13 protein-coding genes are annotated in these 25,982 nt (G+C 68.6%); 6 read left to right on the top strand and 7 right to left on the bottom strand.

The genetic code is table 11. From position 1 onward, the window contains the following. Together AL072_RS31605 and AL072_RS31610 are read right to left on the bottom strand one after the other, a co-directional pair. A complete protein-coding gene (locus tag AL072_RS31605) occupies positions 1-3,015 on the bottom strand; it encodes a class I SAM-dependent methyltransferase (protein WP_052710390.1) in 3,015 nt (1,004 codons plus the stop codon). Positions 3,016-3,061: 46 nt separating this feature from the next. Beyond that, entirely contained in the window at positions 3,062-5,245 is a 2,184-nt protein-coding gene (locus AL072_RS31610; RefSeq protein WP_045585416.1) for a tetratricopeptide repeat protein, read from the bottom strand. 705 nt (positions 5,246-5,950) lie between these two features. On the opposite strand from AL072_RS31610, the gene AL072_RS31615 reads away from it, so the two are divergent. Beyond that, positions 5,951-13,777 (top strand): calcium-binding protein, encoded by a 7,827-nt coding sequence (locus tag AL072_RS31615; RefSeq protein WP_245637101.1) that lies wholly within the window; start codon positions 5,951-5,953, stop codon positions 13,775-13,777. Positions 13,778-14,025: 248 nt separating this feature from the next. Here the strand turns inward: AL072_RS31615 and AL072_RS33950 are convergent. Together AL072_RS33950 and AL072_RS31630 are read right to left on the bottom strand one after the other, a co-directional pair. Then, positions 14,026-15,092, bottom strand: a protein-coding gene (locus AL072_RS33950) for an IS630 family transposase (protein WP_144428452.1) whose coding sequence is annotated in 2 segments (ribosomal slippage) — positions 14,026-14,604 and positions 14,607-15,092 — 1,065 coding nt in all. Because the reading frame shifts where the segments join, the coding sequence is not laid out codon by codon here. 78 nt (positions 15,093-15,170) lie between these two features. Then, positions 15,171-16,517 carry an IS701 family transposase gene (locus tag AL072_RS31630; protein ID WP_045582059.1) on the bottom strand — a complete coding sequence of 449 codons (1,347 nt, stop codon included), beginning with the start codon at positions 16,515-16,517 and terminating at the stop codon, positions 15,171-15,173. 58 nt (positions 16,518-16,575) lie between these two features. Between AL072_RS31630 and AL072_RS35425 the strand changes: the two genes are divergently transcribed. Then, the gene (locus tag AL072_RS35425; protein ID WP_045580520.1) at positions 16,576-16,857 is read left to right on the top strand and encodes a hypothetical protein; all 282 of its coding nucleotides are present in this window, start codon (positions 16,576-16,578) and stop codon (positions 16,855-16,857) included. A gap of 164 nt (positions 16,858-17,021) precedes the next feature. On the opposite strand, the gene AL072_RS31640 is transcribed toward AL072_RS35425, so the two are convergent. From AL072_RS31640 to gmd, 3 genes are all read right to left on the bottom strand, one after another. Further along, positions 17,022-17,453, bottom strand: coding sequence for a hypothetical protein (locus AL072_RS31640; RefSeq protein ID WP_045585419.1), 432 nt, complete (start codon positions 17,451-17,453; stop codon positions 17,022-17,024). A 354-nt stretch (positions 17,454-17,807) separates the two neighbouring features. Continuing rightward, positions 17,808-18,821, bottom strand: a complete 1,014-nt coding sequence (locus AL072_RS31645) for a GDP-mannose 4,6-dehydratase (RefSeq protein WP_045585420.1) — start codon at positions 18,819-18,821, stop codon at positions 17,808-17,810. A 132-nt stretch (positions 18,822-18,953) separates the two neighbouring features. Next, on the bottom strand, positions 18,954-20,009 hold the full coding sequence (gene gmd, locus AL072_RS31650; protein ID WP_045585421.1) for a GDP-mannose 4,6-dehydratase: 1,056 nt from the start codon (positions 20,007-20,009) through the stop codon (positions 18,954-18,956). A gap of 280 nt (positions 20,010-20,289) precedes the next feature. On the opposite strand from gmd, the gene AL072_RS31655 reads away from it, so the two are divergent. From AL072_RS31655 to AL072_RS31670, 4 genes are all read left to right on the top strand, one after another. Further along, positions 20,290-22,239, top strand: coding sequence for a tetratricopeptide repeat protein (locus AL072_RS31655; protein WP_045585422.1), 1,950 nt, complete (start codon positions 20,290-20,292; stop codon positions 22,237-22,239). 55 nt (positions 22,240-22,294) lie between these two features. Then, complete coding sequence (locus tag AL072_RS31660; RefSeq protein WP_045585423.1) at positions 22,295-23,053, top strand: class I SAM-dependent methyltransferase; 759 nt, start codon at positions 22,295-22,297, stop codon at positions 23,051-23,053. Then, on the top strand, positions 23,046-23,981 hold the full coding sequence (locus tag AL072_RS31665) for a class I SAM-dependent methyltransferase (protein ID WP_052710391.1): 936 nt from the start codon (positions 23,046-23,048) through the stop codon (positions 23,979-23,981). Before AL072_RS31660 ends, AL072_RS31665 begins: the two co-directional genes overlap by 8 nt. A gap of 150 nt (positions 23,982-24,131) precedes the next feature. Continuing rightward, complete coding sequence (locus AL072_RS31670) at positions 24,132-25,955, top strand: tetratricopeptide repeat protein (RefSeq protein ID WP_045585424.1); 1,824 nt, start codon at positions 24,132-24,134, stop codon at positions 25,953-25,955. The last annotated feature ends 27 nt before the right edge of the window (positions 25,956-25,982 follow it).

Genomic DNA, 25,982 nt, shown 5'->3' on the forward strand with positions numbered 1-25,982 from the left:
TCACCCCCGCGCCCGTACCCAAGCCTGGTAGAGCCCGCCGAAGATCATCGGATGCTCCGCCTCCAGCCGGTCCCAGCGGGCGAGCGAGGTCATTGCCGGGTCTTCGGGGAAGCGCTTGCGGTAGAGGGCGGCCACCGCCGGATCGGCCAGCCGGAAGCCCAGGAACTCCAGACCCAGCGTTTCCAGCGCGCCGGCCAGCCAGGGCAGGGTGACGTGCAACTCATGGACATGCATCAGCAGGTCGCGGCAGGCGCTGGTGCCGTAGAAGTCCGGGGACCGGACAACGGCGCGTGCCGGATGGTCGGCCGGCAGCCCCAGGATGTCGCTGCGGACACGGCGGATGCCGTCCAGGGTCGGCGGGTGACCGCGCTCGGCGATGAACTGGCGGGCGGCCAGGATCGGCCGGCGGGCGGCGGCGCTGTAGAATCCCACCTCCATCACGCCATGCGGACGCAGCAGCCTGCGCAGAACGCGCAGACCCGCTATCGGGTCCTCCATGTGGTGCAGCACGCCGACGCTGTGGACCACATCGAAGCGGCGGCCCAGCGTTCCCAGCTCCAAGAGGTCGGCCTGGGCGAACTCGATGCCGGTCAGCCCCAGCCGCCTGCTCTGCCGCGTGGCGTAGGCGAGGCTGCGGCGGCTGAGATCTACCGCCAGAACCTTGGCGTTCTTCAGGGTGGAGGCCGCCCACACCGCCTCGCGCCCGGTGCCGCAGCCGGCGACCAGAACCTCCGGCGCCTCCCAGCCCGGCGCGTCCCAAGCGGGGGAGGCGGGCAGGGCGGCATGGGGGAACAGGGCGTGCAGGAAACGGGGCAGCGTCACCGGCTCCGGCAGCAGGCCGGTGGTCATCCAGCGCGGGTAGGGGTTCTCCTCGTACTGGGCGCGCACGCCGACCGACACCGGGTGGCTGATCTGGGTCAGCGCCGGCAGATCCGCCTGGATCGCCGCCTCGGCCAGTGGTTCGGCGACCTGCCGGTTCAGCAGCAGGGCGATCTCCTCGGGCCAGGACAGGGCCTGCAGGGCGCCCGCCCGTTCCCAGCGGTAGAGCGGACGGTAGGCGCCGAGCAGGGCGACCAGCACCGCCGGCGGCTGCTCGCCGCCCGTCAGCGCCGCTTCGGCCGCGCGGATCAGCACTGCCAGAACCTGGAACTCGCCGTCGGTCTCGGCGAAGACATATTCGTTGAGGAAGCACTGCCCGGCGATGGCCGCGCACAGGGCGCGCCAGGCCGGCCGGTCGGGCAGGCCGGGGCCGGTCAGCGCCAGCAGCAGAACCCGGCGTAACCGGGTCAGCGCCCGCTCCAGGGCAGGATCGCAGACCGGCGCGGCACGCAGATGGACCAGCAGCAGCGCATCCTCCGCCAGCCCGGCGAGCGAGCCGTCGGCCAGCAGGGTGCGGCTGGCGTCGTCCAGGGCGGGGCCGGAATCCTCCGGCAGGGCGGCGAGACGGGCGAGGATGGGCGAGGTCATCAGCGTGCCGGCGATGGCGCGCGACAGCCCGCTCCCCTCCACCTCCGGCCGGCCGAGTGCCGCCAGCAGGTCGGCGCGCAACCCTTCATCCAGCTCCGGCAGGGCGGCGTCGCGCAGCGCCTCGGCAAAGGCGATCCAGTTGCGCGGCACGTCGGGGGCGAGGCGGATCGCCTTGCGCACATAGGGCAAGGCCTGGTCGCGCCAGCCGCCTTGCAGGAACAATGCTGCGATGCCGAAACACAGCTCCGCATCCTCCGGCGCGGTGCGGGCGATGCCGAAAGCCTCCGCCTCCGCCTCGGCGGTGCGGCCGGCGGCGACCAGCAGCGACAGCAGGGCGCGGCGCAGCGGCAGGGGAAGCGGCTGGTTGGCCGGCCGTCCGGCCGTAGCGCGGCGCAGCTCCTCGATGGCGGCGTCCGGGTTGCCGGTTTCCTGGTGCAGGCGGGCGAGGTTGTTGTGGACCTCCGGCAGGTCGGGGGCGAGGCGGAGCGCCTCGCGGTAGGCCTCCAGCGCCCCGGCGGCGTCGCCGCCGGACTGCAGAGCGGTGCCCAGATTGGCCAGCAGCGGCGTGCGGCCGGGGTCGTCCGGGTTGGCGATGCGGGCCAGCCCGTCGCGGCAGACGGTGGCCGCCTCCTGCCAATGGCCGGCGACGCGCAGGCTGTCGGCCAGCCGCAGCCGGGCGTCGGAATGGCCGGGATCGACAGCCAGCACCCGGTGGAAGGCGGCGATCGCCGATTCCGGCTGGCCGGCGCGGTGGTGCAGGGTGCCGATCAGGTGCAGGGTTCCAGCCAGACGCGGACGCAGCGCCACCGCCTGTTCGGCCTGCTCCAACGCCTCCTCGTCGCGGCCCAGCCGGGCCAGCAGCGAGGCATGATTGCCCAGGATCTCCGGCAGGACCGGCCGGTGGGACAGTGCCCGGCGGAACAGAGCCTCGGCCTCCTCGGTCCGTCCCTCCAGCATGCGGACCAGCGCCAGGGTGCCCAGCGTCTCGGCCTGCGCCTGACGCAGCGACTGGGGAGGCTGCGCTACGCCGTCGACAAGCCGCAGCGCCGCGTCGCAGGCTGCCGCCGCTTCGGCCAGATGGCCCAGGCGCAGCCGGGCGAGCGCCTGCGCGCGGTGGGCCTGAACCGCAGCCTGGATCGCAGCCGCTTCGCTCGCCGCACCGTTCCCCACCCGCCGCAGCGCCTCGGCAGCCGCGGCATAGCCGTCGTCGAGGCGGCCGGCAGCGACGAATGCCAGGGCCAGAACGCTCCAGCCTTCGGCCCTGTCCGCCTGTGCCCGCACCGCCGCTTCCGCCCAGGCCACGGTCTCGGCCGGCCGACCCAGGATGCGGGCGGCTTCGGCCAGCGACAGCAGCCCGGCTGCATCGGCCGGCGGGTTGCCGCACAGCTCGCGGTAGGGTCCCTCCGCCTCCTCCGGCCGGCCGGACCGGCACAGCTCCAGAACCTGCGACGGGCGCTGTTCCAGGGCATGATGCTGCGGGCCACGATGCTCCGGGGCGCTCCGGTCGGTCGGTTTGCTGGCGGTCCCGGTGGCGGTTTCGGCGGTCATGGAGCAGGACCCTTGGGCTGAAGGAGGTGAGGGCGGCCGGTGGGGATCAATAGGCCTGGTAGGACTTTTCCTCGACCAGTTCGGAGCCGAGAAGAGCATTGAGTTCGCGTTTCAGCGCCGCGCGGCGGTCGTTGGTGTGGTAGACCTGCCGGGCCAGCTCGACGAAGCGCGGACCGAAATCCTTGGCACGCTCGCAGTCGCGGATCTCGTCCTCGACCTCCCACAGGGTGGTGTTGACGGCGCGCAGCTCGTCGATCAGCGCCGCGACCTCCGCACGCGCGGTGTCGGCCTGCGCCGCCACGGCGACCAGCGCCTCGCGCTCGCGCCGGACGTTGGCCAGCTTGTCGGCATCGGCGATACGCTCGGCCTTGATGTCGAGGATGGTGATCTTGTCCAGCAGTTCGCCCCAGGAGACGGGCGCCAGGATCGGCATGTCGGAAGGTCCTGTTCTGAGGTGGCGGGAAGATGCGGCCCGCTCGCGCAGGGCGCGCTCCAGGCGGTGGATGGCGCCGTCCCAAGAGCCGGGGCGCTCCTGGCGGAACAGTCGCATGGTCGGATACCAGGGGCTGTCGTCGCGGTCGAGCATCCAGCGCCAGTCGGGGGCGAAGGGGACCATCACCCAGACCGGGACGCCGAGCGCGCCGGCGAGATGGGCGACGGATGTGTCGACGCAGACGACGAGATCGAGCCCGGCCATGATGGCGGCGGTGTCGGCGAAGTCGTGGATGTCGGGCGACAGGTTCAGCAGGGGGAAGCCGCCGGGCGGGTTTGCCGCCTGTCCCTCTGTCGGCCCCTTTTGGATGGAGACGAGGCTGACGCCGGGAATTGAAGCCAGCCTTGCGAAGGGCGCCAGCCCGATGGAGCGGTTCCTGTCGTTGCCGTGGGTCGGCGATCCGGCCCAGACGATGCCGACCTTCAGCCCGCCCCCGTCCTTTTCCAGCGCCTTCAGCCGCTCGCCCCAGCGCGCCGCCAGGTCGGGTTCCGCCGTCAGGTAGGGCACCCGATGCGGGATGGTGTCCATCTGTGTCCCGAACACCTCGCCCAGGCTCAGCATCGACAGATGCAGGTCGACGGCATCGGTGGGGAACTGGCCGCTGACGAAGCGCTCCACGCCGGGCAGCCCGGCCATCACCCGTTCCAGCGCTGCCGGCAGGCCCAGGATCACCCGGCCGCCGCGCGCCGCCACCAGCGGGACATACCGGCAGAACTGCAGGGCGTCGCCCAGCCCCTGCTCGCCATGCATCAGGATGCGGCGGCCGTCCAGCGGCTCGCCGGTCCAGCGCGGCTTGGGCATGGCGGCATGGGTGGGGGCGTCCTTGCAGCGCAGCCGCCACTCATACTCGCACCACCCCTCCTCGAAGCGGCCGGCGACCAGCAGGGCCATGCCGAGGTTGCGGCGGGCGTCCGGGCTGGCCGGCTCGATGGCGATGGCGCGGCGGAAGCCGGCGATCGCCTCGTCCACCCGGTTCTGGTTCAGCCGGGCATTGCCATGGTTGGCATGGCCGCCGGCGAAGCCGGGATCGACGGCGACGGCACGGGCATGGGCGCGCGCCGCCGCCTCCAAATGCCCCTGCTCTTGCAGGGCAAGGCCGAGGCTGGTGTGGCCTGCGGCGAAATACGGGTCCAGCGTCACGGCGTGGCGGTGGCAGGCCATCGCCACGCCCTGCCGGTCCAGCCCGCGCAGCGCGATGCCCATATTGTTGCAGGCGGCGATATGGGTGGGGTCGACGGCAAGCCCGCGGCGGTAGGCGGCGACGGCGCCGTTCAGATCTTCGCGTTCCTGAAGGACGTTGGCCAACCCATTGTGGCCTTCCGCCGCCATCGGGTCGGTGCGGACCGCAAGGCGGTAGGCGTGTTCGGCCTCGGCGGAGCGGCCCTGCGCGCGGTACAGCCCGCCCAGGTTCTCATAGGCGGCGGTCAGATCCGGCCGCAGGGCGATGGCGCTGCGGTAAGCCGTGGAGGCTGTCCCATGTCCGTGGTCGCGCAGGATGTTGCCGAGGTTGAGGCGCGGCTCGGCCATGTCGGGGGAAATGCGCAGCGAACGGGCCAGCAGGCGCAGCGCGGCATGCAACTGCCCGGTGCGCCGGGCGACGAGCCCCAGCAGATGCAGGGCGTCCGTCTGGTCGGGCGTGATCTCGAGAATGCGGCGGTACACCCTCGCGGCAACGGCAAGCCGGCCGCTCTGGTGATGCTGCACGGCGGCTGTGAGCGCTTCCTGAATGGTTACCATGCTGGATCGATCGTCCCTGCCCTCGTTCCCGCCCCCCTGGGCGGGCGGCCGCCGCAACGGAATAGCGGGTGTAGCCGAATTCTCCAAGCCCATCCTCGTTGCAGTGATGAACGAAAGACAGTCGGCATTATAAGTCTGTAGCAAAAGCGCCCGGAAATGGCCAAGCCGGAGCTTGAGGCCAAGTCATCCGGATGTTCGCCACTGTACAGTCGATTCGAGGAGGGGTGCTCTTCCCTTCCCGGAGGAGGGGACAGACGCTCGGCCGAATGGTGAGGGAGCCAACTTCCAATCCGCCTGTTGCGGATCGGCCATATCGGCCGTTTTGCAAGCTATCACAAAGGTTTGTTGGGGGTAGTCACCAAGTTCGATCGCTCGTTCTTGTGACCACTGATGAGAGGGGGCACTTCGTCCTACCCACTTTGGCAGAAACGCGTTGCTTTAGGTCGGTTCCTTCGGATAACAAGGTCACGGTGTGCTAGCTCGTGGGAGGGCTGAGTCTGCCTGCCCTCAGCCATGTGCGAGCTAGCCATCAAAAGATATGGTTCATCCGCCGGCGAACCAAACCTGAAGGGGATCAGTATGGCTGGAAGCACGACCCTAACAACGGGTGAAACTCTAACCCTATCAACATTCGACACAATCATCGGCAGCAATGGCACTGAATTCGTCTCTCTCGCAACGGGCGGTCAGACGATCGCGGTTTCGTTGCTGGAGACCCTGATCGGCTCGACCGATACCGATTTCGTCACTCTGACTGCCGGTTCCACCCTTCAGGTTTCGTTGCTGGAAACCCTGGTGGGCAGCTCGACGTCCGATGTCGTGTCCGTGGGCACGTCGGGTTCCACGATGCTGGTGAGCCTGCTTGAGACGATCACCGGCGGTGTCGGCACCGACGTCATCACGGTCGGCACGGCCGGCGCCACGATGCTGGTGAGCCTGCTTGAGACGATCGCCGGCGGCGTCGGTACCGATGTCATCACGCTGGGCACCTCGGGCAACACGCTGACCGTCACCGGCGTCGAGACGCTGACGGGTGCCGCCGGTACCGATGTCATCACGCTCGGCACCTCGGGCAACACGCTGCTGGTCTCCGGTCTCGAGACCTTGACGGGCGCGGCTGGCACCGACGTCATCACCCTGCTCACCGGCGGCAACACGCTGACCGTCGGCGCGATCGAGACGCTGACCGCCGGCGCGGGCACCGACGTCATCACGCTCGGCACCACCGGCAGCACGCTGCTGGTCAACGCCGTCGAAACCCTGACCGGCGCCGCCGGCACCGACGTTGTCACCCTGGGTTCCTCGGGCAACACCGTCCTGGTTTCGGGGATCGAAACCGTGTTCGGCGGCGTCGGCACCGATGTCGTCACGCTTGGTACGGCGGGTAACACCCTTGCGGTCACGGGAGTCGAAACCCTGACGGGTGCCGCCGGCACCGACGTCATCACGCTCGGCAACAGCGGCAACACGCTGACGATCACCGGCATCGAGACCCTGACGGGCGCGGCCGGCACCGACGTCATCATCCTGGGTTCCGCTTCCAACACGCTGACCGTCGGCGCGATCGAGACGCTGACCGCCGGCGCGGGCACCGACGTCATCACGCTCGGCACCACCGGCAGCACCCTGCTGGTCAACGCCGTCGAGACGCTGACCGGCGGCGTCGGCACCGACGTCGTCACCCTGGGCGCGGTTTCCAACACGGTGACCGTCCAGGCGATCGAGACGCTGACCGCCGGCGCCGGCACCGATGTCATCACGCTGGGCACCACCGGCAGCACGCTGCTGGTCAACGCTGTCGAGACGCTGACCGGCAACGTCGGCACCGACGTGGTCACCCTGGGCGCCGGTGGTAACACCATCCTGGCGTCGGGCCTCGAGACCCTGACCGGCGGCGCCGGTTCCGAACTGGTCCTCCTCGGTTCGGCCGGCAACACGCTGACCCTGTCGGCGGTTGAGACCCTGGTCGGCGGTACGGGCACCGACGTCGTCACGCTGGGCACCTCGGGCAACACCCTGCTGGTCCGTGGCGTCGAGACGCTGACGGGCGCTGCCGGCACCGACGCCATCACGCTGGGCGATACCGGCAACACGCTGACCGTCGGCTCCATCGAGACGCTGACCGGCGGCGCGGGCACCGACGTCGTCACCATCTCCACCACCGGCGCCACCCTGCTGGTCTCGGGTCTGGAGACCCTGACGGGCGCGGCCGGCACCGACGTCGTCACCCTGGGCTCCTCGGGCAACACCATCCTGGCGTCCGGCCTCGAGACCCTGACCGGCGGCGCGGGTTCCGAACTGGTCCTCCTCGGTTCGGCCGGCAACACGCTGACCCTGTCGGGGGTCGAGACCCTGGTCGGCGGTGCGGGCACCGACGTCCTCACCATCGGCACCACCGGCACCACCCTGCTGGTCCGCGATGTCGAGACGATCACCGGCGGTGTCGGCACCGACGCCATCACGCTGGGCAACACCGGCAACACGCTGACCGTCGGCGTCATCGAGACGCTGACCGGCGGCACGGCGCTTGACGTCGTCACGCTCGGCACCACCGGCAGCACGCTGCTGGTCAACGCTGTCGAGACCCTGACGGGCGCTGCCGGCACCGATGTCGTCACCCTGGGCGCCTCGGGCAACACCATCCAGGTGGCCGGCCTCGAGACCCTGACCGGCGGCGCCGGTTCCGACCTGGTCTTCTTCGGCACGGCCGGCAACACGCTGCTGGTTTCGGGCGCCGAGATCCTGATCGGCGGCACCGGTACCGACGTCGTCACCCTCGGCACTGCGGGCAACACGGTCCTTCTGCGTGGCCTCGAGACCCTGACGGGCGCTGCCGGCACCGACGCCATCACGCTGGGCGACACGGGCAACACCCTGCTGGTTTCGGGTCTGGAGACCCTGGCCGGCGGTTCGGGCAGCGATGCCGTCACGCTGGGCACCTCGGGCAACACCCTGCTGGTTTCGGGTCTGGAGACCCTGGCCGGTGCGGCCGGCACCGACGTCGTCACCCTGGGCGCTTCGGGCAACACGCTGCTGGCTTCGTCGCTGGAGACGATCGCCGGCGGTGCGGGCTCCGACGTCATCTCTCTCGGCACCTCGGGCAGCACCCTGCTGGTCTCGGGTCTGGAAACCCTGACGGGCAACGTCGGCACCGACGTCGTCACCCTGGGCTCGGCCGGCGGCACGCTGCTGGCTTCGTCGCTGGAGACGATCACCGGCGGCACGGGCTCCGATCTGGTCTTCCTCGGCTCCTCGGGCAACACGCTGCTGGCGTCGGGGCTTGAGTTCCTGATCGGCGGCGCGGGCACCGACTCCGTCACGCTGGGTTCCGCCGGCAACACCGTCGTCGTCCGTGGTCTGGAGACCCTGGCCGGCGCCGCTGGCACCGACGTGATCACCATCGGCGACACCGGCACCACCATGCTGGTTTCCTCGCTGGAGACGATCACCGGCGGTGCGGGCAGCGATGCCATCTCTCTCGGCACCTCGGGCAGCACCCTGCTGGTCTCGGGTCTGGAGACCCTGACGGGCAACGTCGGCACCGACGTCGTCACCATCGGCTCGGCCGGCGGCACGCTGCTGGTTTCGGGCGTTGAGACGCTGGCCGGCGGCACGGGCTCCGAACTGGTCTTCCTCGGCACGGCCGGCAGCACGATCTCGGTGTCGGGCGTCGACATCCTGATCGGCGGCGTCGGCACCGACGTGGTCACCTTCGGCTCGGCCGGCAACACGCTGCTGCTGCGCGGCATCGAGACGCTGACCGGCGGCGTGGGCACCGACATCCTGACGCTGGGCGACACGGGCAACACCGCGTCGGTCTCGCTGTTCGAGACGGTCATCGGCGGCACCGCCACCGATGCCATCACGCTCGGCACCTCGGGCAACACGCTGTTCGTCTCCCTCGTCGAGACCCTGACGGGCGCTGAGGGTACCGACGTCATCACCATCGGTTCGGTCCTCGGCAACACCATCCTGGTGTCGGGTATCGAGACCCTGACCGGTCAGGCCGGTAGCGACGTCGTCCGTCTGGGCACCGCTGGCAACACCATGACCGTCTCGCTGCTCGAGACGATCACCGGTGGTGTGGGCACCGATGCCATCACCCTGGGCTCGGTCGGCGGCACGCTGCTGGCTTCGTCGCTGGAGACGATCACCGGCGGCACGGGCTCCGATCTGGTCTTCCTCGGCTCCTCGGGCAACACGCTGCTGGCGTCGGGGCTTGAGTTCCTGATCGGCGGCGCGGGCACCGACTCCGTCACGCTGGGTTCCGCCGGCAACACCGTCGTCGTCCGTGGTCTGGAGACCCTGGCCGGCGCCGCTGGCACCGACGTGATCACCATCGGCGACACCGGCACCACCATGCTGGTTTCCTCGCTGGAGACCCTGACGGGCGGTGCGGGCAGCGATGCCATCTCTCTCGGCACCTCGGGCAGCACCCTGCTGGTCTCGGGTCTGGAGACCCTGACGGGCAACGTCGGCACCGACGTCGTCACCATCGGCTCGGCCGGCGGCACGCTGCTGGTTTCGGGCGTTGAGACGCTGGTCGGCGGCACGGGTTCCGAGTTGGTCTTCCTCGGCACGTCCGGCAGCACGATCTCGGTGTCGGGCGTCGACATCCTGATCGGCGGCGTCGGCACGGACGCGGTCACCTTCGGCTCGGCCGGCAACACGCTGCTGCTGCGCGGCATCGAGACGCTGACCGGTGGCGTCGGCACCGACGTCCTGACGCTGGGCGACACGGGCAACACCGCGTCGGTCTCGCTGTTCGAGACGATCACCGGCGGCACCGCCACCGATGCCATCACGCTCGGCACCTCGGGCAACACCCTGCTGGTCTCGGGTCTGGAGACCCTGACCGGTGCGGCCGGCACCGACGTCGTCACGCTGGGTTCGGTCGGCAACACGCTGCTGGCTTCGTCGTTGGAAGCGATCATCGGCGGTGCGGGCACCGACGTGGTCCGCCTCGGCACCTCCGGCATCACGATGACCGTTTCGGGTCTGGAGACCCTGACGGGCGGCGTGGGCACCGATGCCATCGTTCTCGGCTCGGCCGGCACCACCCTGCTGGTTTCGAACATCGAGCAGTTGCAGGGCAACTCCGGTACCGATCTGGTCTTCCTGGGTTCGGCCGGCAATACGCTGACCACCGTGGCTCTGGAGTTCCTGATCGGCGGGTCGGGCACCGACGTCGTCACGTTGGGTTCGGCTGGCAGCACCACCATCGTCCGTGGTCTGGAGACCCTGCTCGGCGCGGCTGGCACCGACGTGATCACCATCGGTGACACCGGCACCACCCTGCTGGTTTCCTCGCTGGAGACCCTGACGGGCGGTGCTGGCTCCGATGCCATCACGCTGGGCACGGCCGGCAGCACCCTGCTGGTCTCGGGTCTGGAGACCCTGACGGGCAACGTCGGCACCGACGTCGTCACCCTGGGTTCGGCTGGCAACACCCTGCTGGCTTCGGCTCTGGAGACGATCACCGGCGGCACGGGCTCCGATCTGGTCTTCCTCGGCTCGACGGGCAACACCCTGCTGGCGTCGGGGCTTGAGTTCCTGATCGGCGGCGCGGGCACCGACTCCATCACGCTGGGTTCCTCGGGCAACACCGTCATCGTCCGTGGTCTGGAGACCCTGGCCGGCGCCGCTGGCACCGACGCGATCACCATCGGCGACACCGGCACCACCATGCTGGTTTCCTCGCTGGAGACCCTGACGGGCGGTATGGGCAGCGATGCCATCACGCTCGGCACCTCGGGCAGCACCCTGCTGGTCTCGGGTCTGGAGACCCTGACCGGTGCGGCCGGCACCGACGTCGTCACCCTGGGTTCGGCTGGCAGCACCATTGCGGTGACGCTGATCGAGACCCTGACCGGTGGCGCCGGCTCGGATGTCGTCAGCCTGGGTACGGCTGGTACGACCATGACCGCGACGTCTCTGGAGACGATCACGGGCGGTGTCGGCACCGACGTCATCACCATCGGTTCGACGGGTTCGACCTTCCTGGCCAACTCCCTCGAGACGATCACCGGCGCCGCTGGCACCGACCTGATCTTCCTGGGCTCGGTCGGCAACACGATCCTGGCTTCGGGCATCGAGATCCTGGTCGGCGGCACTACCACCGACGTCGTGACGCTGGGTACCGCCGGCAACACGATGATCCTGCGTGGTCTGGAGACGTTGACGGGCGATGTCGGCACCGACGTGATCACCATCGGTGACACCGGCACCACCATGCTGGTTTCGGGTCTGGAGACCCTGGCCGGCGGCGCGGGCAGCGATGTCATCGCTCTGGGCACGGCCGGCAGCACCATGCGGGTCTCGGGTCTGGAGACCCTGACGGGCAACGTCGGCACCGATGTCGTCACCATCGGCTCGGCTGGTACGACCCTCCTGGCCAATGCGCTGGAGACGATCACCGGCGGCACGGGTTCGGAACTGGTGTTCCTGGGCTCGGCCGGTTCGACGGCCCTGGTTTCGGCGATTGATATCCTGATCGGCGGCACGGGCACCGACGTCATCACCCTCGGCTCGGCCGGCAACACGGTGCTGCTGCGCGGCATCGAGACGCTGACCGGTGGCGTGGGTTCCGACGTCGTCACGCTGGGCAACACGGCCAACTCGCTGCTCGTCAGCGGGCTGGAGACGCTGATCGGCGGTTCCGCCTCCGACGTCGTCACGCTGGGCACCTCGGGCAACACCCTGCTGGTGTCGGGCGTCGAGACCCTGACCGGTGGCGTGGGCACCGACGTCGTCACCATCGGTTCGGTCGGCGGCACTGTGCTGGCGCTCGGCATCGAGACGCTGATCGGCGGCACGGGCCTGGAGGTCATCTTCACCGGTTCGGCGGGTGCGACCCTGACCGTCTCGGGTGCGGACTTCGTGATCGGCAACGCCGGCACCGATGTCCTGACCCTGGGTTCGGCGGGCAACACCACCACCATCCGCGGCATCGAGACGCTGGTTGGCGGTGCGGGCACCGACGTCGTGTTCCTGGGTGACACCGGCAACACGATGAGCCTGGACCTGAATGTCGAGGTTCTGGTCGGCGGCACCGCCACCGACGTGGTGAGCATTGGCACTTCGGGCACCACCCTGCTGACCCGTGCGGTCGAGACCCTGATCGGCAACGTCGGTACCGACGTGATCACGCTCGGCGACACGGCGAACACGGTCACCGTGACCGGCATCGATACCCTGACCGGCGGTGCCAGCACCGACATCGTCTTCACCGGCTCGGCCGGCGTGACGATGACGGCCTCGGGCGTCGAGTTCCTGGTCGGCGGCGCGGGCACCGACATCGTCACCCTGGGCTCCTCGGGCAACACCGTCATCACCCGCGGCATCGACACGCTGTCGGGCGGTGCGGGCACCGATTGGGTGTTCCTGGGTGACACCGGCGTCACCATGGCGCTGGGTTCGGGCATCGAGCTGCTGATCGGTGGCGCTGCCACCGATGTGGTCAACCTCGGCACCGTGGGCAGCACCCTGCTGACCCGTGCGGTCGAGACGCTGGTCGGTAACGTCGGCACCGACGTGATCACGCTGGGCGACACGGGCAACACGATCACCGTGTCGGGTGTCGACACTCTGACCGGCGGTGCGAACACCGACATCGTCTTCACCGGCGCTGCCGGCGTGACGATGCTGGCGACGGGCGTCGAGTTCCTGGTCGGCGGCACCGGTTCGGACGTCGTGACCCTGGGTGCGTCGGGTAACACCGTCATCACCCGCGGTATCGACACCATGATCGGTGGTGCGGGCAGCGACCTGGTCCTGCTGGGTGACACCGGCGTGACCATGCGGGCCGAGAGCGGCATCGAGATCATCGTCGGCGGTGCGGCCACGGATGTGGTCAACCTCGGCGACGGCGGCTCGACGGTGCTGCTGCGCGGCATCGAAACCCTGGCCGGCGGTACCGGTAACGACGTGATCACCACCGGTGACACCGGCGTGACCATGTCGGTCTCGGGCGTCGAGACGCTGATCGGCGGTGCCGGCACCGATGCGATCACGGTGACCAGCGGGTCGATCCGCTTCCAGGGTGGTACTGGCGACAGCATCAGCCTGGGTTCGGGCACCGATACGGTGGTGTACTCGTCCTTCAGCGACATCGCGTCGCTGGGTGCGAACACCGGCTTCATCTCGGTGTCGAGCTTCCAGTCGGGCACCGACAAGGTGCAGCTGACCGGTACGGCCCGGACCACGGCGGACAAGAACGGCGACGCGGCTCTGGCCACGGCGACCGCGGCGACCAACGGGGTGAGCATGACCAACGAACTGGTCAGCCTGTCCTCGGCGGTCAGCGGCAGCCTGACGGATACCGATCTCGCCAACTTCCGTACGGCTCTCGGTACGCTGACGAACTCGTCGGCTGGTGCGAGCACGCTGGTTCTGGCCAACAACGGCACCAGCAGTGGCCTGTACCAGGTGGTCGACACCAACGGCGACGGTCAGGTGGCCTCGTCCGAGGTGCGCCTGCTCGGCGTGTACAACAGCACGGTGCTCTCGCTCTCCGACATCAACCTCGGTTGATCCGGCGACGAAGCATCGCGGTAAAAGGGAAGGGCGCCCGCAAGGGCGCCCTTTTCTTTTGAAAAAAAAGCCTGTCACGGCGAGCCGGGACGGGCAGGGTTGAAAAGGAAAAGGCGGCAACCGGTCCTCCCGGCTGCCGCCTTTTCCTTTACCGCTGCCGCCGCAGCCATCGCTGGGGTGGCGAGGAGCCGTGGTCGGAGTGCCGTTCCGAGCGATCCGCCCCGAAGAACGGGATCATACCGCCGCGCCTAAGCATTGACACATGGGAGCCACGGGTAGCTTGTGAGGGAGCGTAGGCGCTCCGGTGTGGCGGTGAGGGCGTTCCAGGCGTCACAGCAGGCCTGGACGACGGCGTCGTAGTCGTCCAGGAGCCGGTGGGACAGAAAGCGCTCGCGCAGGTACAGCCAGATGAGCTCGACCGGGTTCAGTTCGGGGCTATAGGGCGGCAGCGGCACCAGCGTGACATTGTCCGGCACGACGAGCGCCCGCGATCCATGCCAGCCGGCCTGGTCGAGCACGAGCACCGCCTGGACGTCCGGTTCTAGGCTCCGGGAGAAGCCGTCCAGGAACAGGCTCATGGCGGTGGTGGAGACGGTCGGCATGACCAGCGCGAAGTCGGCGCCGCTGGCCGGGCAGACAGCGGCGTAGAGGTAGGCCGAGGTGAAGCGCTTGTCGCACAGCCCGGCCGGACGCTGCCCGCGCTCCCACCAGCGGTGCGCGGTGCGGCCCTTCTGGCCGATGCGCGCTTCGTCCTGGAACCAGAGTTGGAGGCGACGCTCCGGATGCGCAGCGGCCGCGGCCTTCAGCGCTTCGCGCAGCCCCTTTTTTGGAAGGCGGCCTGGGCCTTGGCGTCGGACTGCGGATGCCGGGGCCGCGTCTTCTGCTTCGACAGGTTCAGCCGACGCACGATGCGCGACAGACTGGCCGGATGCAGCGTCTTGGCGAAGCGTTCGGCGATCACCTCGCACAGGATCGGCAGGGTCCATTCCACGCAGCCGTGCTGTCTGGGATCGGGGCCGGCCAAGATGATGGCCTTGAGCGTCGCCTGTTCGCCCTCGCTCAGCCATTCCGGCCGGCCGGGCAGCGGACGATCACAGAGCCCGGAGATGCCTTCGGCGTTGTAGCGCACCACCGCATCGCGCAGGGCTTGGCGGTCCATGCCGGCCAACCGCGCCGCTTCCGCCCGGCTCACCCCGTCGAGCGCATGGGCGATGGCAAACATCCGCGCCGCCACCCGCCCTTTGTTCTCCTGCCGCGCCAGGGCACGCAATTCGCTCGCGCTCAGGTCTTCCCGGATCGGCAACGCAGCTGGCATTTACTCCTCCCCATAACGATGGGGAATCGAATCATAGATTGCTGGCTTTGGGAATCCCCTCAGCTGGACTTTGCGCATTTACGCCGGGAAGCAGACGGCTTGGATCAGTCGGTTGAGGATAGGGTCCGGGGGTTTCGCGATCTCCGCGTGATGGGCTGATACTGGAAAAGTCATTTCACGCCAGAGTTGGAGGCGTACGGCGGCGATGGCATCACTGAAGGTTGGCTCGTCTTTACGGTACCACGGCGCGGCCCTCGGTGTGATCGCTGCCCCCGCGGAGATGTCGTTGGCCCAGAGCGTGACCAGCGAGAACAGCCCGAGCAGGGCCGGAGTGGTGCGCGCGATAGCTTGGTCCGACCATTGCCGTTGGGTCTCAACCCCCAGATGTCGACGAACTTCGGCGAAAGTCACTTCGACGGCCCAGCGCCGAACGAACCAGCGTAGCACATCGAGCGGATCGGCCTGGAGATCGGTGCACAGAAAGCCCTGCGGCTCGAAGGCGCCCTGCACATCGCGCACCAGCACCCATCGGATCGGGACCTGTTTGCCGGGATGATACCATATGGCCGTGCCGGTGCTGATCTCCAGTTGGCGTTCCCCACCGCCATACCAGCCGTTCACCCGAACGCGGCACCAGGATGTGCCTGTATCCTTCAGGCGTTGGACAAGCGAGGGCAACCGGGTGCCCGACACCCGAGGGCGTCCCTTCGTTCCCGGAATGCGTGGCGGGGCCGGTTCGAACAAGCGGGCATCCAGGCGCAAGCGCGTGACGACGGTGAGGTGGGCTCGTAGATCACTGAGCAACTCGATGGCTGCGTAGCTGCTGTCGGCGACGACGATCAGCGGGCGACCAGGCGCCCAGCGCCTGACCTGGAGCAGAAGCTGCCGTGCCCAATCGGTAAGCTTCTTATGCCGACGTCGGGTATCCTGGGCAAACCGCTCCGAAGGTGCCAAAGCGCTGAGAAACGGCAGGGCCCAGACCCGTCCGGCCCAGGGGATCGGCACCAGCAGCATGACCACCATCCAGCGCAGGCCGCTGGCCTTGACGAAGTGACCATGGCTGGAGCGCACTGGGTCTCGATAGATGCCGCGCGCCTTGATCTTGGGACCCCAGCGCCGCTCGATCGTCTCGTCGATGCCGATGACCACCGGGCCTTGCGGCACGAAGGCGGCGATCAGGAGCGTGAACAGATGCCGGGCGACAGCGAGGCTCGACCAGCGGTTCCGATTGAGAACGCGGTGGAAGTTGGCGAAGCTGCCGGTCTCGCGCTGTCCCATGATGCTCAACACGGCCGTCACGGTGCGTCGCCCAGGGGTGAGAAGCGCTCCGGCAACCAGCACCAGGACATGGCGCCAGGTCGGCCTAGTGAACAGCGCCGCAAAGGGCGCCATCCAGCGCTCAATGCTGTCTGGAACGGGAGACATGACAGGGCTCCGCTGGTTGGAACCCTTGGGTAAACCCGACTGGAACGGGAGGATCACGATGAGCGTGGACGCCATGCTCGAGCGGATCGAGCGCTTCAATCGCACCCGAGGCGGCGGCGTGATCGTACGCAAGGTCGCCCGCGGTTACACGCTCCTCAGCGGGCACAACGGTGCCCCCGTCGCGAGGTTTCGACCCACCGGTGACGGGGACAAAGTGAAGGTGCTCTGGTGGAACGGCGAAAGTTGGGGGGCGTCAGGCCCCTTCGGCGTCGCCACCATGCCGCTCGACAGAGCCCTCGACTACGTCGCCAATGACCCGGACTTCTGGATCAACGCCTGATCCCAGCATCGCGAAATTGGCCAAAGTCCAGCTCAGAGCATGTTTGAGAATGCGGCAAACCCACAGCATGTAGGAGTAGGAGCCCCTACGTTTTCACCACATATTGTGTTTTCGGCTAATTCTCAAACAGGCTCTCAGTGAGTCAGCGGCTCCGCTCGCCGGTATCAGTGGGCGAGCATGGCCGACAGGCGGTCGGTCATGCGCAGGATGCCTTGGGCAAGGCGAATGATGGCGGGCGAGCCGATGAACAGCTCGCGCAGGGCCGATCCCTCGCCGAAGCGGAGCACGAAGCCGTTCGGGTTGAAGACCACCGCGACCTTGGTGGTTTGCGAAAGAACATGCTGGGTGCGCCCTTGGAAGACGGCGTCGAGAATCGACCGCGCCAGTTCGTGCGCGTCCTCGATCTCCAGGCTGGCGATCTCCGGTCCCAGCCGGCTTTCGTTGAAGTGGAAAACCCCCTCCATGCGGACGGCTTCGCCGCCTTCGAGCGTTTTGTCTTCGTGCAGGGTGATGTGGGACAGGAACTTGCCGTCCGGGAACAGGACGCTCCGGTCGTCCACCTCGATGTTGATGACGAGCTTGCTGGCGACGGCCATCGGAACTCCATAGGGGATGGGGGATTGGATGCGCCGGTGTGGTGGATCCGGGTGGTTACGGTCCGCCTGCCGGGGCAGGGATAGGGGCAGGGGCGGCCCTGCTGCCTGTCGATCTTCCCCAGCAGATGGAGTGTGTCGGCATGGCGGGGATCGATCTCCAGCACCGCACGGTAACGGGCAGCCGTCTTTTCCCAGCGGCCGGCCTGGTGATGCGTGACCCCTTGATGCAGCAAGGCCTGCAGCACGTATCCGCGGATCTGCTCCAGGGCCGCCATCTCCGCATCGTCCGCGGCCAGCCTGGCCGTGCCCCGTGCCGCCAGACCGGATGGTCCGCCGTCAGTAACTGCTTCGCCGTTACTGGGCGTGGCCATCGGTTCGCTGCGCCCTGCGTGTCATCTCGGCCTCGGCCAGACCGGCCACCACCTCGGCCATGCGGCGTTCGGCGCGCCATCCCAGCAGCTGCTCCGCCTTAGCCGGATTGCCGACGCTGAAGGCGATGTCCGACGGGCGCAGCAGGGCGGCGTTGCCGTGGACATGCCGACGCCAGTCCAACCCGAAATAGGAGAAGGCCTGCTCGACGAAATCCTCCAGCCGGTGCGCCTCGCCGGTGGCGATCACGAAATCCTCGGGCTGGTCATGGGCCAGCATGCGGGCCATGGCGTCGACATATTCCGGCGCCCATCCCCAGTCGCGGGCGATGGACAGAGTTCCCAGTTCCAGACCGTCGGTCTTCCGTTCGGCGATATCGGCGGCGCCGCGGACGATCTTCTGGGTGACGTAGCGCACCGGACGCAGCGGTGATTCATGATTGAACAGGATGCCCGAACAGGCGAACAGCCCATAGGCCTCGCGGTAGTTGGCCACTGCCCAATAGGCCGCCGCCTTGCCCACGCCATAGGGGCTGCGTGGGTGGAAGGGGGTCGATTCGTCAGCCGGACTTCCGGTGTTGCCGAAGCATTCGCTGGAAGACGCATTGTAGAACCGCGTGTCGAGCTTCAGGAAGCGAATCGCTTCCAGGATGTTGATGGTGCTGTTGATGGTGCTGTTCAGCGTCTCGACCGGCTGGTCGAAGGACAGCCCGACCGAGGCCTGGCTGGCGAGGTTGTAGATCTCGGCCGGGCGAACCCGGCTGATCACCTCGACCACGCTGCGGAAATCGGTCAGCACGGCCGAATGCAGGACGACCCGGCCGAAGATGCCGAGCTGCCGCAGGTTGGAGAAGCTCGACATCTCCCGGTCGCGGGAGGTGCCGTGGACCGTATAGCCCTTGCCCAGAAGCAGTTGGGCGAGATAGGCGCCGTCCTGCCCCGACACGCCGAATATCAGCGCGGTCTTCGGCTCGCTCCGGGTCGTCGTTCCGATGGTCATGAACAGCGCCTTGTCCGTCGCGGGGCGAGGTTGGAGTCCGTCTGGTGCTTATTGAAGCGCCCGACGGACTCTAAGTTCTTTGTTCTCCGTGTGATTCGCGATTCAAGCGGTTCCGCTTGAATCGGTCACACTTTAGCGATGGTCGTCCCCGTTGGCCGCCAGACGCATGTCGGCCTCGACCATTTCCCGCACCAGATCGCGGAAGGCGGTGGTGTGGGTCCAGCCCAGCTTGGCGCGTGCCTTGCTGGGATCGCCCAGCAGCAGGTCGACCTCGGTCGGGCGGAAATAGCGCGGGTCGATGCGGACCACCACCTTGCCGGTCTTCTGGCAGACGCCTTCCTCGTCGACGCCCTCGCCGCGCCATTCGATGCCGCGGCCGACATGGCCGAAGGCCAGCTCGACGAACTCGCGCACGCTGTGGGTCTCGCCGGTCGCCAGCACGTAATCGTCGGCCTCATCCTGCTGCAGGATGCGCCACATTCCCTCGACATAGTCCCGCGCATGGCCCCAGTCGCGCTTGGCGTCCAGGTTGCCGAGATACAGGCAGTCCTGGCGGCCATGCTCGATCGCCGCCACGGCGCGGGTGATCTTGCGGGTGACGAAGGTCTCGCCGCGGGTCGGACCCTCATGGTTGAACAGGATGCCGTTGCTGGCGTGCATGCCGTAGGCCTCGCGGTAATTCACCGTGATCCAGTAGGCGTACAGCTTGGCGGCGGCATAGGGGCTGCGCGGGTAGAAGGGCGTGGTCTCCCGCTGCGGCGTCTCTTGCACCTTGCCGTACAGCTCGGAGGTGGAGGCCTGATAGAAGCGCGCGGTCTTCTCCATCCCCAGGATGCGGATCGCTTCCAGCAGGCGCAGAGTGCCGATGCCGTCGGCGTTGGCGGTGTATTCCGGCGTCTCGAAGCTCACATGGACGTGGCTCTGGGCCGCCAGATTGTAGATCTCGGTCGGCTGGATCTGCTGAACCAGGCGGATCAGGTTGGTGCTGTCGGTCAGGTCGCCGTAATGCATGAAGAAGCGCACGTCCTCCTCATGCGGGTCGCGGTAGAGATGCTCCACGCGCCCCGTGTTGAAGGACGAGGACCGGCGCTTGACGCCGTGGACGACATAGCCCTTCCCCAGCAAAAGCTCGGCAAGATACGCGCCATCCTGGCCGGTGGCGCCGGTGATGAGGGCAACTTTGCGCAAAGGACCGACCCTTGATCTGTACGGCGTTGATGATCGGGCACTATCCCCAAAGGGTCCGGGCAAGGCAAGGGGGCTTGCGTCCCGGTCGAGAAAGCACGGCGCAGGAACGGGACCGGGCACCGGGATCGGGAGTTGAGCCGGGAGCAGCCCGCGGCATGAACGGAGTTGAAGCGCCTATCGCGGAACGATAGGGTGCGCGCCGAACGGGCCGGCCGTCCCCGGCGGCCCCGGCCGGGGTGCGGCCGCGGGATCGGGGCGGGGCCGCACTGCACGGATCCTCATGACCACCGTCGCCGAAGCATTGCAGATCGCCGTCGGATACCATCGCGCCGACCGCTTCGACGAAGCGCGCGCGCTGTATCTGCGCATTCTGGCGGTCGATCCGCGCAACGCCCACGCCATGCACCTGCTGGGGCTGGCCGAACGCCGGCTGGGCCGCCCGGACAAGGCGCTGGAGATGATCCGCAGCGCCCTGGACATCCAGCCTGGGATGGCCGACGCCTGCTACAATCTCGGCAGCATTTTGGCCGAACTCCGGCGGATCGACGAAGCGGTGGCGGCTCACCGCCGTGCCCTGGTCCTGGCGCCGGAACTGGAGGACGCCTACAACGCGCTCGCCGCGCTGCTGTGCGACCGTGGCGGTCCCCGCGACTGGGGGATAGCCATCCTGACCTTCCGCCGCGTGCTGAGACTCAATCCCCACCGCATCGCCGCCTATCATGACCTCGGAATCGCATTGCGCCAGACTGGTGCGCTCGAGGAAGCGCAAACCAGTCAGCGTCTTGCGCTTTCCCTGCAGCCGAACTTTGGCGGTGCCTGCGCGAATCTCGGGAACATCCGGATCGAAATGGGCGATCCGGACGGGGCCATGGCCTGCTTCCACCGCTCCCTCCTGCTGGAGCCGGAGCAGGGCGGGGTGCTCTACAATCAGGGCAATGCCCAGCATGCCGCCGGACTGGTCGAGGCCGCGGTCGAAAGCTATGCGCGGGCGGCCCGGGCCGGCATCACGCTGGCGCTGCCCCGGCTGGGCTACGCGCTGATGGAGCTGGGCCGGCCGGCGGAGGCGGAGCAGATCCTGCGCGTGGCGCTGCTCAGCCCCGGCGGCGATGTGCCCGGCGCCATCGACCTGCTGTCGACCCTTCTGATCCGCCAGGGCCGGCTGGAGGAAACGCGACGCTTCTTTGCCGAATACCGCTACCCGCATGCGACCACCCCCGATGCCTTCCGCATCGACTGCCTGACCGCGATCGCCGAAAGCTGGGTGGCCGCCGGCGATTGCGAGCGCGCGGCGGCGATGCTGGACGACGTGCAGTGGCACGGCAGCCGCTTCTTCACCGTCAAGTCGATCGCCTGCCTGGGCCGGACCCTTGCCCGACAGGGCCGGCGCCTGGAGCGGCGGGAGAACCCCGATCCGTCGCAGCCGCGCATCTGCTCGTCGACGCTCGCCACCCATGGGCGCTTCGCCCACAATGTGCTGGAATATGTACTGCTGCGGCTCTACGCTGAGACGTTCGGCTATCGGCTGGAAACGCCGGACTGGGTTGGCGGCTGTTATTTCGACCTTGACGATCCGAAGCCGTCGGGCGGGCTGAAACCACTGTCCTTTGGCCGGCACATGCTGAACGATCTGGTGACCGGCCGGCGCGACGACCCGCGTCCGGACGTCGATATCCTCTCGCCACTGTTCCTGTTCGAGCATCGCGAGGAATGGCGCGAGCGGGTGCAGTCCTGGCTGCGGCCGCGGCCGGAATGGCTGACCCATGTCGATCCGGTGATGCAGGCGCTGAAGGCCCGCGGTAACACGGTGGTGGCGCTGCACATCCGCCGCGGCGACTTCGTCTGGTTCCGCTACACCATCACCGAGACCTCCTGGTACGTCGACTGGCTGAAGGCGCTGTGGCCGACGCTGGACCGGCCGGTGCTCTACATCGCCACCGACGATCCGGCGACCATCGCCGACTTCGCGGAGTTCGGGCCGGTTTCGCTGGACCATTTGGTGAAGGACGGGCTGGCGAAGGACGGGGCGGTGCAGCCGTGGACGGGGCTGGAGTTCCTGCAGGACTTCCACGTCCTGATGAATGCCGACGTGCTGGGCGTCAGCGCCCAGAGCGGCTACAGCCAGCTGGCGGCGCTCCTGAACCGCAACGCCCGCCTGTTCGTCGAACCGGATGCGGCGGCGCGGCGGATCAGGCCCTATTCCCCCTGGACGAGCCCGTCCGGCACCCCTTAAGACCACCACCATCACGACCAATGCGACGCCCTCGGAAGGGCGGGAGGGCAGCCCCATGGATCTCGCGACCAAGGAATTCTACGACGACTTCTGGCCCCGTTTCGTGCCGATCTACGACGAGACCAAGAAGTACATGCTGGAGACGCTGACCGAGCGGCAGATCAGCCGGGCGCTGGATGCCGGCTGCGGCCACGGCATCTGCTCCGTCATCCTGTCGGAAATGGCGGAGACGGTGGTGTCGGTCGACGTCTCGTCGGACAGCCTCGCCACCGCGCGCCAGCAGGCCCAGCGCTTCGGCCGCGACAACATCGAGTTCCACCACCAGGATCTCCAGGAACTGGACACGAATCTCGGCCCGTTCGATCTGGTCTGGTGCTGGGGCGTGGCGATGATGGCGCCCGACCCGATGAAGGTGATGCGCAACCTGATGGCCGTCACCAAGCCGGGCGGCACCGTCTATCTCGGCCTCTACCTGAAGACCTGGCTGTCGCCGGTGCATGAGGGCGTGCGCCATTTCTGCCGCGCCTACATGGACACGCCGGCCCGGCGCAAGCTGGTCGGCGGCTTCTTCACCGGGCTGACCAAGGTCGCCTGCGCCCTCAAGGGGCAGGAGATCAACCGCCGCGCCGACAACGTGTCGATCCAGGCCCAGGTCGAGGACTGGTACTACCCGCCCTACAAGACCTTCTATTCGATCGAGGAGATCGTGGCGCTGTTCGAGCGCAACGGCTTCAAGGCCGAATGCATCCAGGACCGGCTGGGCCGGATGAAGAGCGCCACGATCTTCGTGATCCGGGCGACGAAGAATGCCTGAGGCGGCGGCGGGGCAGGAGGGCCGAACGGTTCCCCCCGACCGGGAGAAGCCCGACTGGGAGGAGCTGGGTCGGCTGCTGTCCCGCGGCTACATCGACAGCGGCTTCATCGGCGGCGTCACCCGCGTGCCGGTGGAGGACGTGGTGCGCGACATGCTGTCGGAGGCGCGCGCCGACGAGCAGGTGGCGGAGCTGCGGCGAACGGCCGCGGCCGCCGGCGTCGATGCCGACCGGGCCCGCATCCTGGAGGTCGGCTCCGGCTGCGGCATGACCGTGGTGCGCGGGCGCACCGCCCATGGGCTCGACATCCACGGCATCGAGCCCAGCATGGGCGAATACAGCTCCACGCTCGACGTCTGCCGCCGGCTGATCGGCCATTACGGCCTGCCGGCCGACGCGGTGCGGGACGCCACCGGCGAGGCGATCCCCTTCCCCGACGCCAGCTTCGACATCGTCTATTCCTCCAACGTGCTGGAGCATGTCGGCGACCCGGCGGCGGTGCTGGACGAGGCGCTGCGCGTGCTGAAGCCGGGCGGGCTGCTGCTGATCGTCGTGCCCAACTACGGCTCCTGGTGGGAGGGGCATTACGGCATCCTGTGGCTGCCGCGGATGCCGGCCGGGCTGGCGAAGCTCTATGTCCGGCTGTTCGGCCGCGACCCGGCCTATGTCGACACCCTCAACCTGATCGACCGCCCCTGGTTCGACCGCTGGCTCGGCCGCCATCCCGGCCAGCTGGAGGTGCTGGACTGGGGCTGGAGCGTCTTCGAGCAGCGTCTGCGCACGCTGGGCTTCGGCGACTGGGCGGCGCTGTCGGTCGCCAAGCGCATCGTCACCTTCGTCCACCGCTCCGGCCTGCTGGAGCCGGCTATCTGGCTCGCCCGGCGCCTGCACTGGGAAACGCCGATCATCTTCGCGGCGCGGAAGCGCTGAGCAGGGCGGGGCGCGCTACCGCCGCGATTTGCAAGTCCGGAAGCCGGCCCTTCGGTTGACCCGAAAAAACCCGCCGTGCTATGGCCGCAAACCGGAAGCCGGCGCCGCCCGTCTTCATCCCGCCCCCGCAGGTCAGTGGATATCAGCACCATGGGTCAAGACACCGCGCGTGCCATCGAGCAGTACCGGGCCGGCCGCCGCGACGACGCTCTGGCCCTGGCCGAGCAGGCGTTGCGTGGGAACCCTGCCGACTCCGGGGCGCTCAATCTTGCCGGCGCCATCCTGTACGAACTCGGCCGCCTGGACGAGGCGGAGGGGATGCTGGCGCGGTTGGTCGCGCTCGACCCCCTTTTCATGCAGGCACGCATCAATCTGGCGGTCGTCCTCCAGACGAAAGGCGCCGGGATGGAGGCCGCCGCCCAGTTCCGCATCGTTGCGGCGCTGATCCCCGACCAGATGGAGGCGCATGAGCGCCTGGGCAGCCTGCTGCACGGGCTGGGCGACCATGCGGGTGCCACCCGCCATCTCCGCCACACCGTCCGGCTGGCGCCCGAGGATCCCAACCGCCGGGTGCTGCTGTCGGTGTCGCTGATGTCGAGCGGCGCCTATGCCGAAGCGGCCGAAATCCTGTCCGGCGTGCTGGCGCGGCATCCCGGCCATGGCGACGCCCGCAGCCATCTGGCCGGAGCGTGGCTGTCGCTCGGCCGCCCCGATCTGGCGGAGGAGGCCCTGTCGGAAGTGGGGGCGGATGCCGCAGCCATGGCCGGCGGTGCGACCGAAATCCTCGGCCGCGCCCGCCTTTACCGCCGCATCGCCGACGAGGCGCGCCGGCCGCAAGTCCCGGACGGGATGCTGGTGCGCGCCCCCTTCTCGGTGCTGTCCGGCTACGGCGATTTCGCCCAGCATTTCGTGCGCAGCCTGATGGAACGCGGGCAGACCCTGCGGCTGGCCGGACTGAAGGGCGAGGAGAGCTGGCGCCCCTCCTTCTCCGACCCGATCCTGCAGGCGGCGGCACGGCGGCTGGGCGAACCGCTGCGGCCCCGTCTGGCGCTCAGCATGCTGACCCCGCCGCTGGTCGAGCCGATCCCCGGCGTGCCGACCGTCAACTACACCATGTTCGAGGGACCGCGGATCCCCGACGGCTGGGCCGCCTGCAACCGGGCGCACGATCTGGTGGTCGTCCCGACCGAATCCTCGCGGCTGGCCTGGATCGCCGCCGGCCATCCGGAGGACCGCATCCGCGTCTGCCCGCCCGGCATCGCTCCCAATCCGGCGGATGCCTCGGCCCGGCCGATGGCCCTTATGGGACCGCGCGGACGGGCGGTCATGGACTACCGGGTGCGCGTCCTCAACATCTCCGACTTCGTTGCGCGCAAGAATCTGGACGGGCTGCTGCGGGTCTGGTTGCGCGCCACCCGGGCCGATGACGACGCGATCCTGATCTTGAAGGTGGGGAAGGGCGGGGCGTCGCTGGCCGGCGAGGTTCGCCGGCTGGTCGAGCAGGGCATGCGCGCCACCGGCCGCCGGCTGGACGAGGCTGCCCCGATCGCGCTGCTGACCGACCGCTACGACGAACAGGGCATCGCCGCCCTCTACGCCATGGCGACCCATTATTTCAGCCTGTCGCACGGCGAGGGCTGGGATCTGCCGATCACCCGGGCCGGCTGCCTGGGCGCCGGCCTGATCGCCCCCCGGCACAGCGCCTACACCGCCTATCTGAACGACCGGGTCGCCCACCTGATCCCCTGCACCACCGGCCCGGCGCTGATGCCCTACAGCAGCGCCTATTACCCGGCTTTCCACGGGTTGGACTGGTGGCACCCGGACGAGGACGCGGCGGCCGGCATCCTGTCCCGCGTCGTCCGCGATCCCGAAGGCGAGCGCCGCGACGCCGCCCGCCACCTGATGGACAGCTTCACCTGGGATGCCGCGGCACACCGGCTGCTGGATGCCCTCGACGGGGTGGGGCGCTGACGGCGGGGCCGGGCATCAGCAGACCGA

This window comes from Azospirillum thiophilum (assembly GCF_001305595.1).
GTDB lineage: Bacteria > Pseudomonadota > Alphaproteobacteria > Azospirillales > Azospirillaceae > Azospirillum > Azospirillum thiophilum.

Coding starts and splice junctions, on each gene's coding strand:
- AL072_RS31640 (WP_045585419.1), bottom strand. CDS start 17,453: ATGGCCGTCGCCAGCAAGCTCGTCATCAACATCGAGGTGGACGACCGG.
- AL072_RS31645 (WP_045585420.1), bottom strand. CDS start 18,821: ATGACCATCGGAACGACGACCCGGAGCGAGCCGAAGACCGCGCTGATA.
- AL072_RS31670 (WP_045585424.1), top strand. CDS start 24,132: ATGGGTCAAGACACCGCGCGTGCCATCGAGCAGTACCGGGCCGGCCGC.
- AL072_RS31655 (WP_045585422.1), top strand. CDS start 20,290: ATGACCACCGTCGCCGAAGCATTGCAGATCGCCGTCGGATACCATCGC.
- AL072_RS35425 (WP_045580520.1), top strand. CDS start 16,576: ATGAGCGTGGACGCCATGCTCGAGCGGATCGAGCGCTTCAATCGCACC.
- AL072_RS31660 (WP_045585423.1), top strand. CDS start 22,295: ATGGATCTCGCGACCAAGGAATTCTACGACGACTTCTGGCCCCGTTTC.
- AL072_RS31630 (WP_045582059.1), bottom strand. CDS start 16,517: ATGTCTCCCGTTCCAGACAGCATTGAGCGCTGGATGGCGCCCTTTGCG.
- AL072_RS31665 (WP_052710391.1), top strand. CDS start 23,046: ATGCCTGAGGCGGCGGCGGGGCAGGAGGGCCGAACGGTTCCCCCCGAC.
- AL072_RS31610 (WP_045585416.1), bottom strand. CDS start 5,245: ATGGTAACCATTCAGGAAGCGCTCACAGCCGCCGTGCAGCATCACCAG.
- AL072_RS31605 (WP_052710390.1), bottom strand. CDS start 3,015: ATGACCGCCGAAACCGCCACCGGGACCGCCAGCAAACCGACCGACCGG.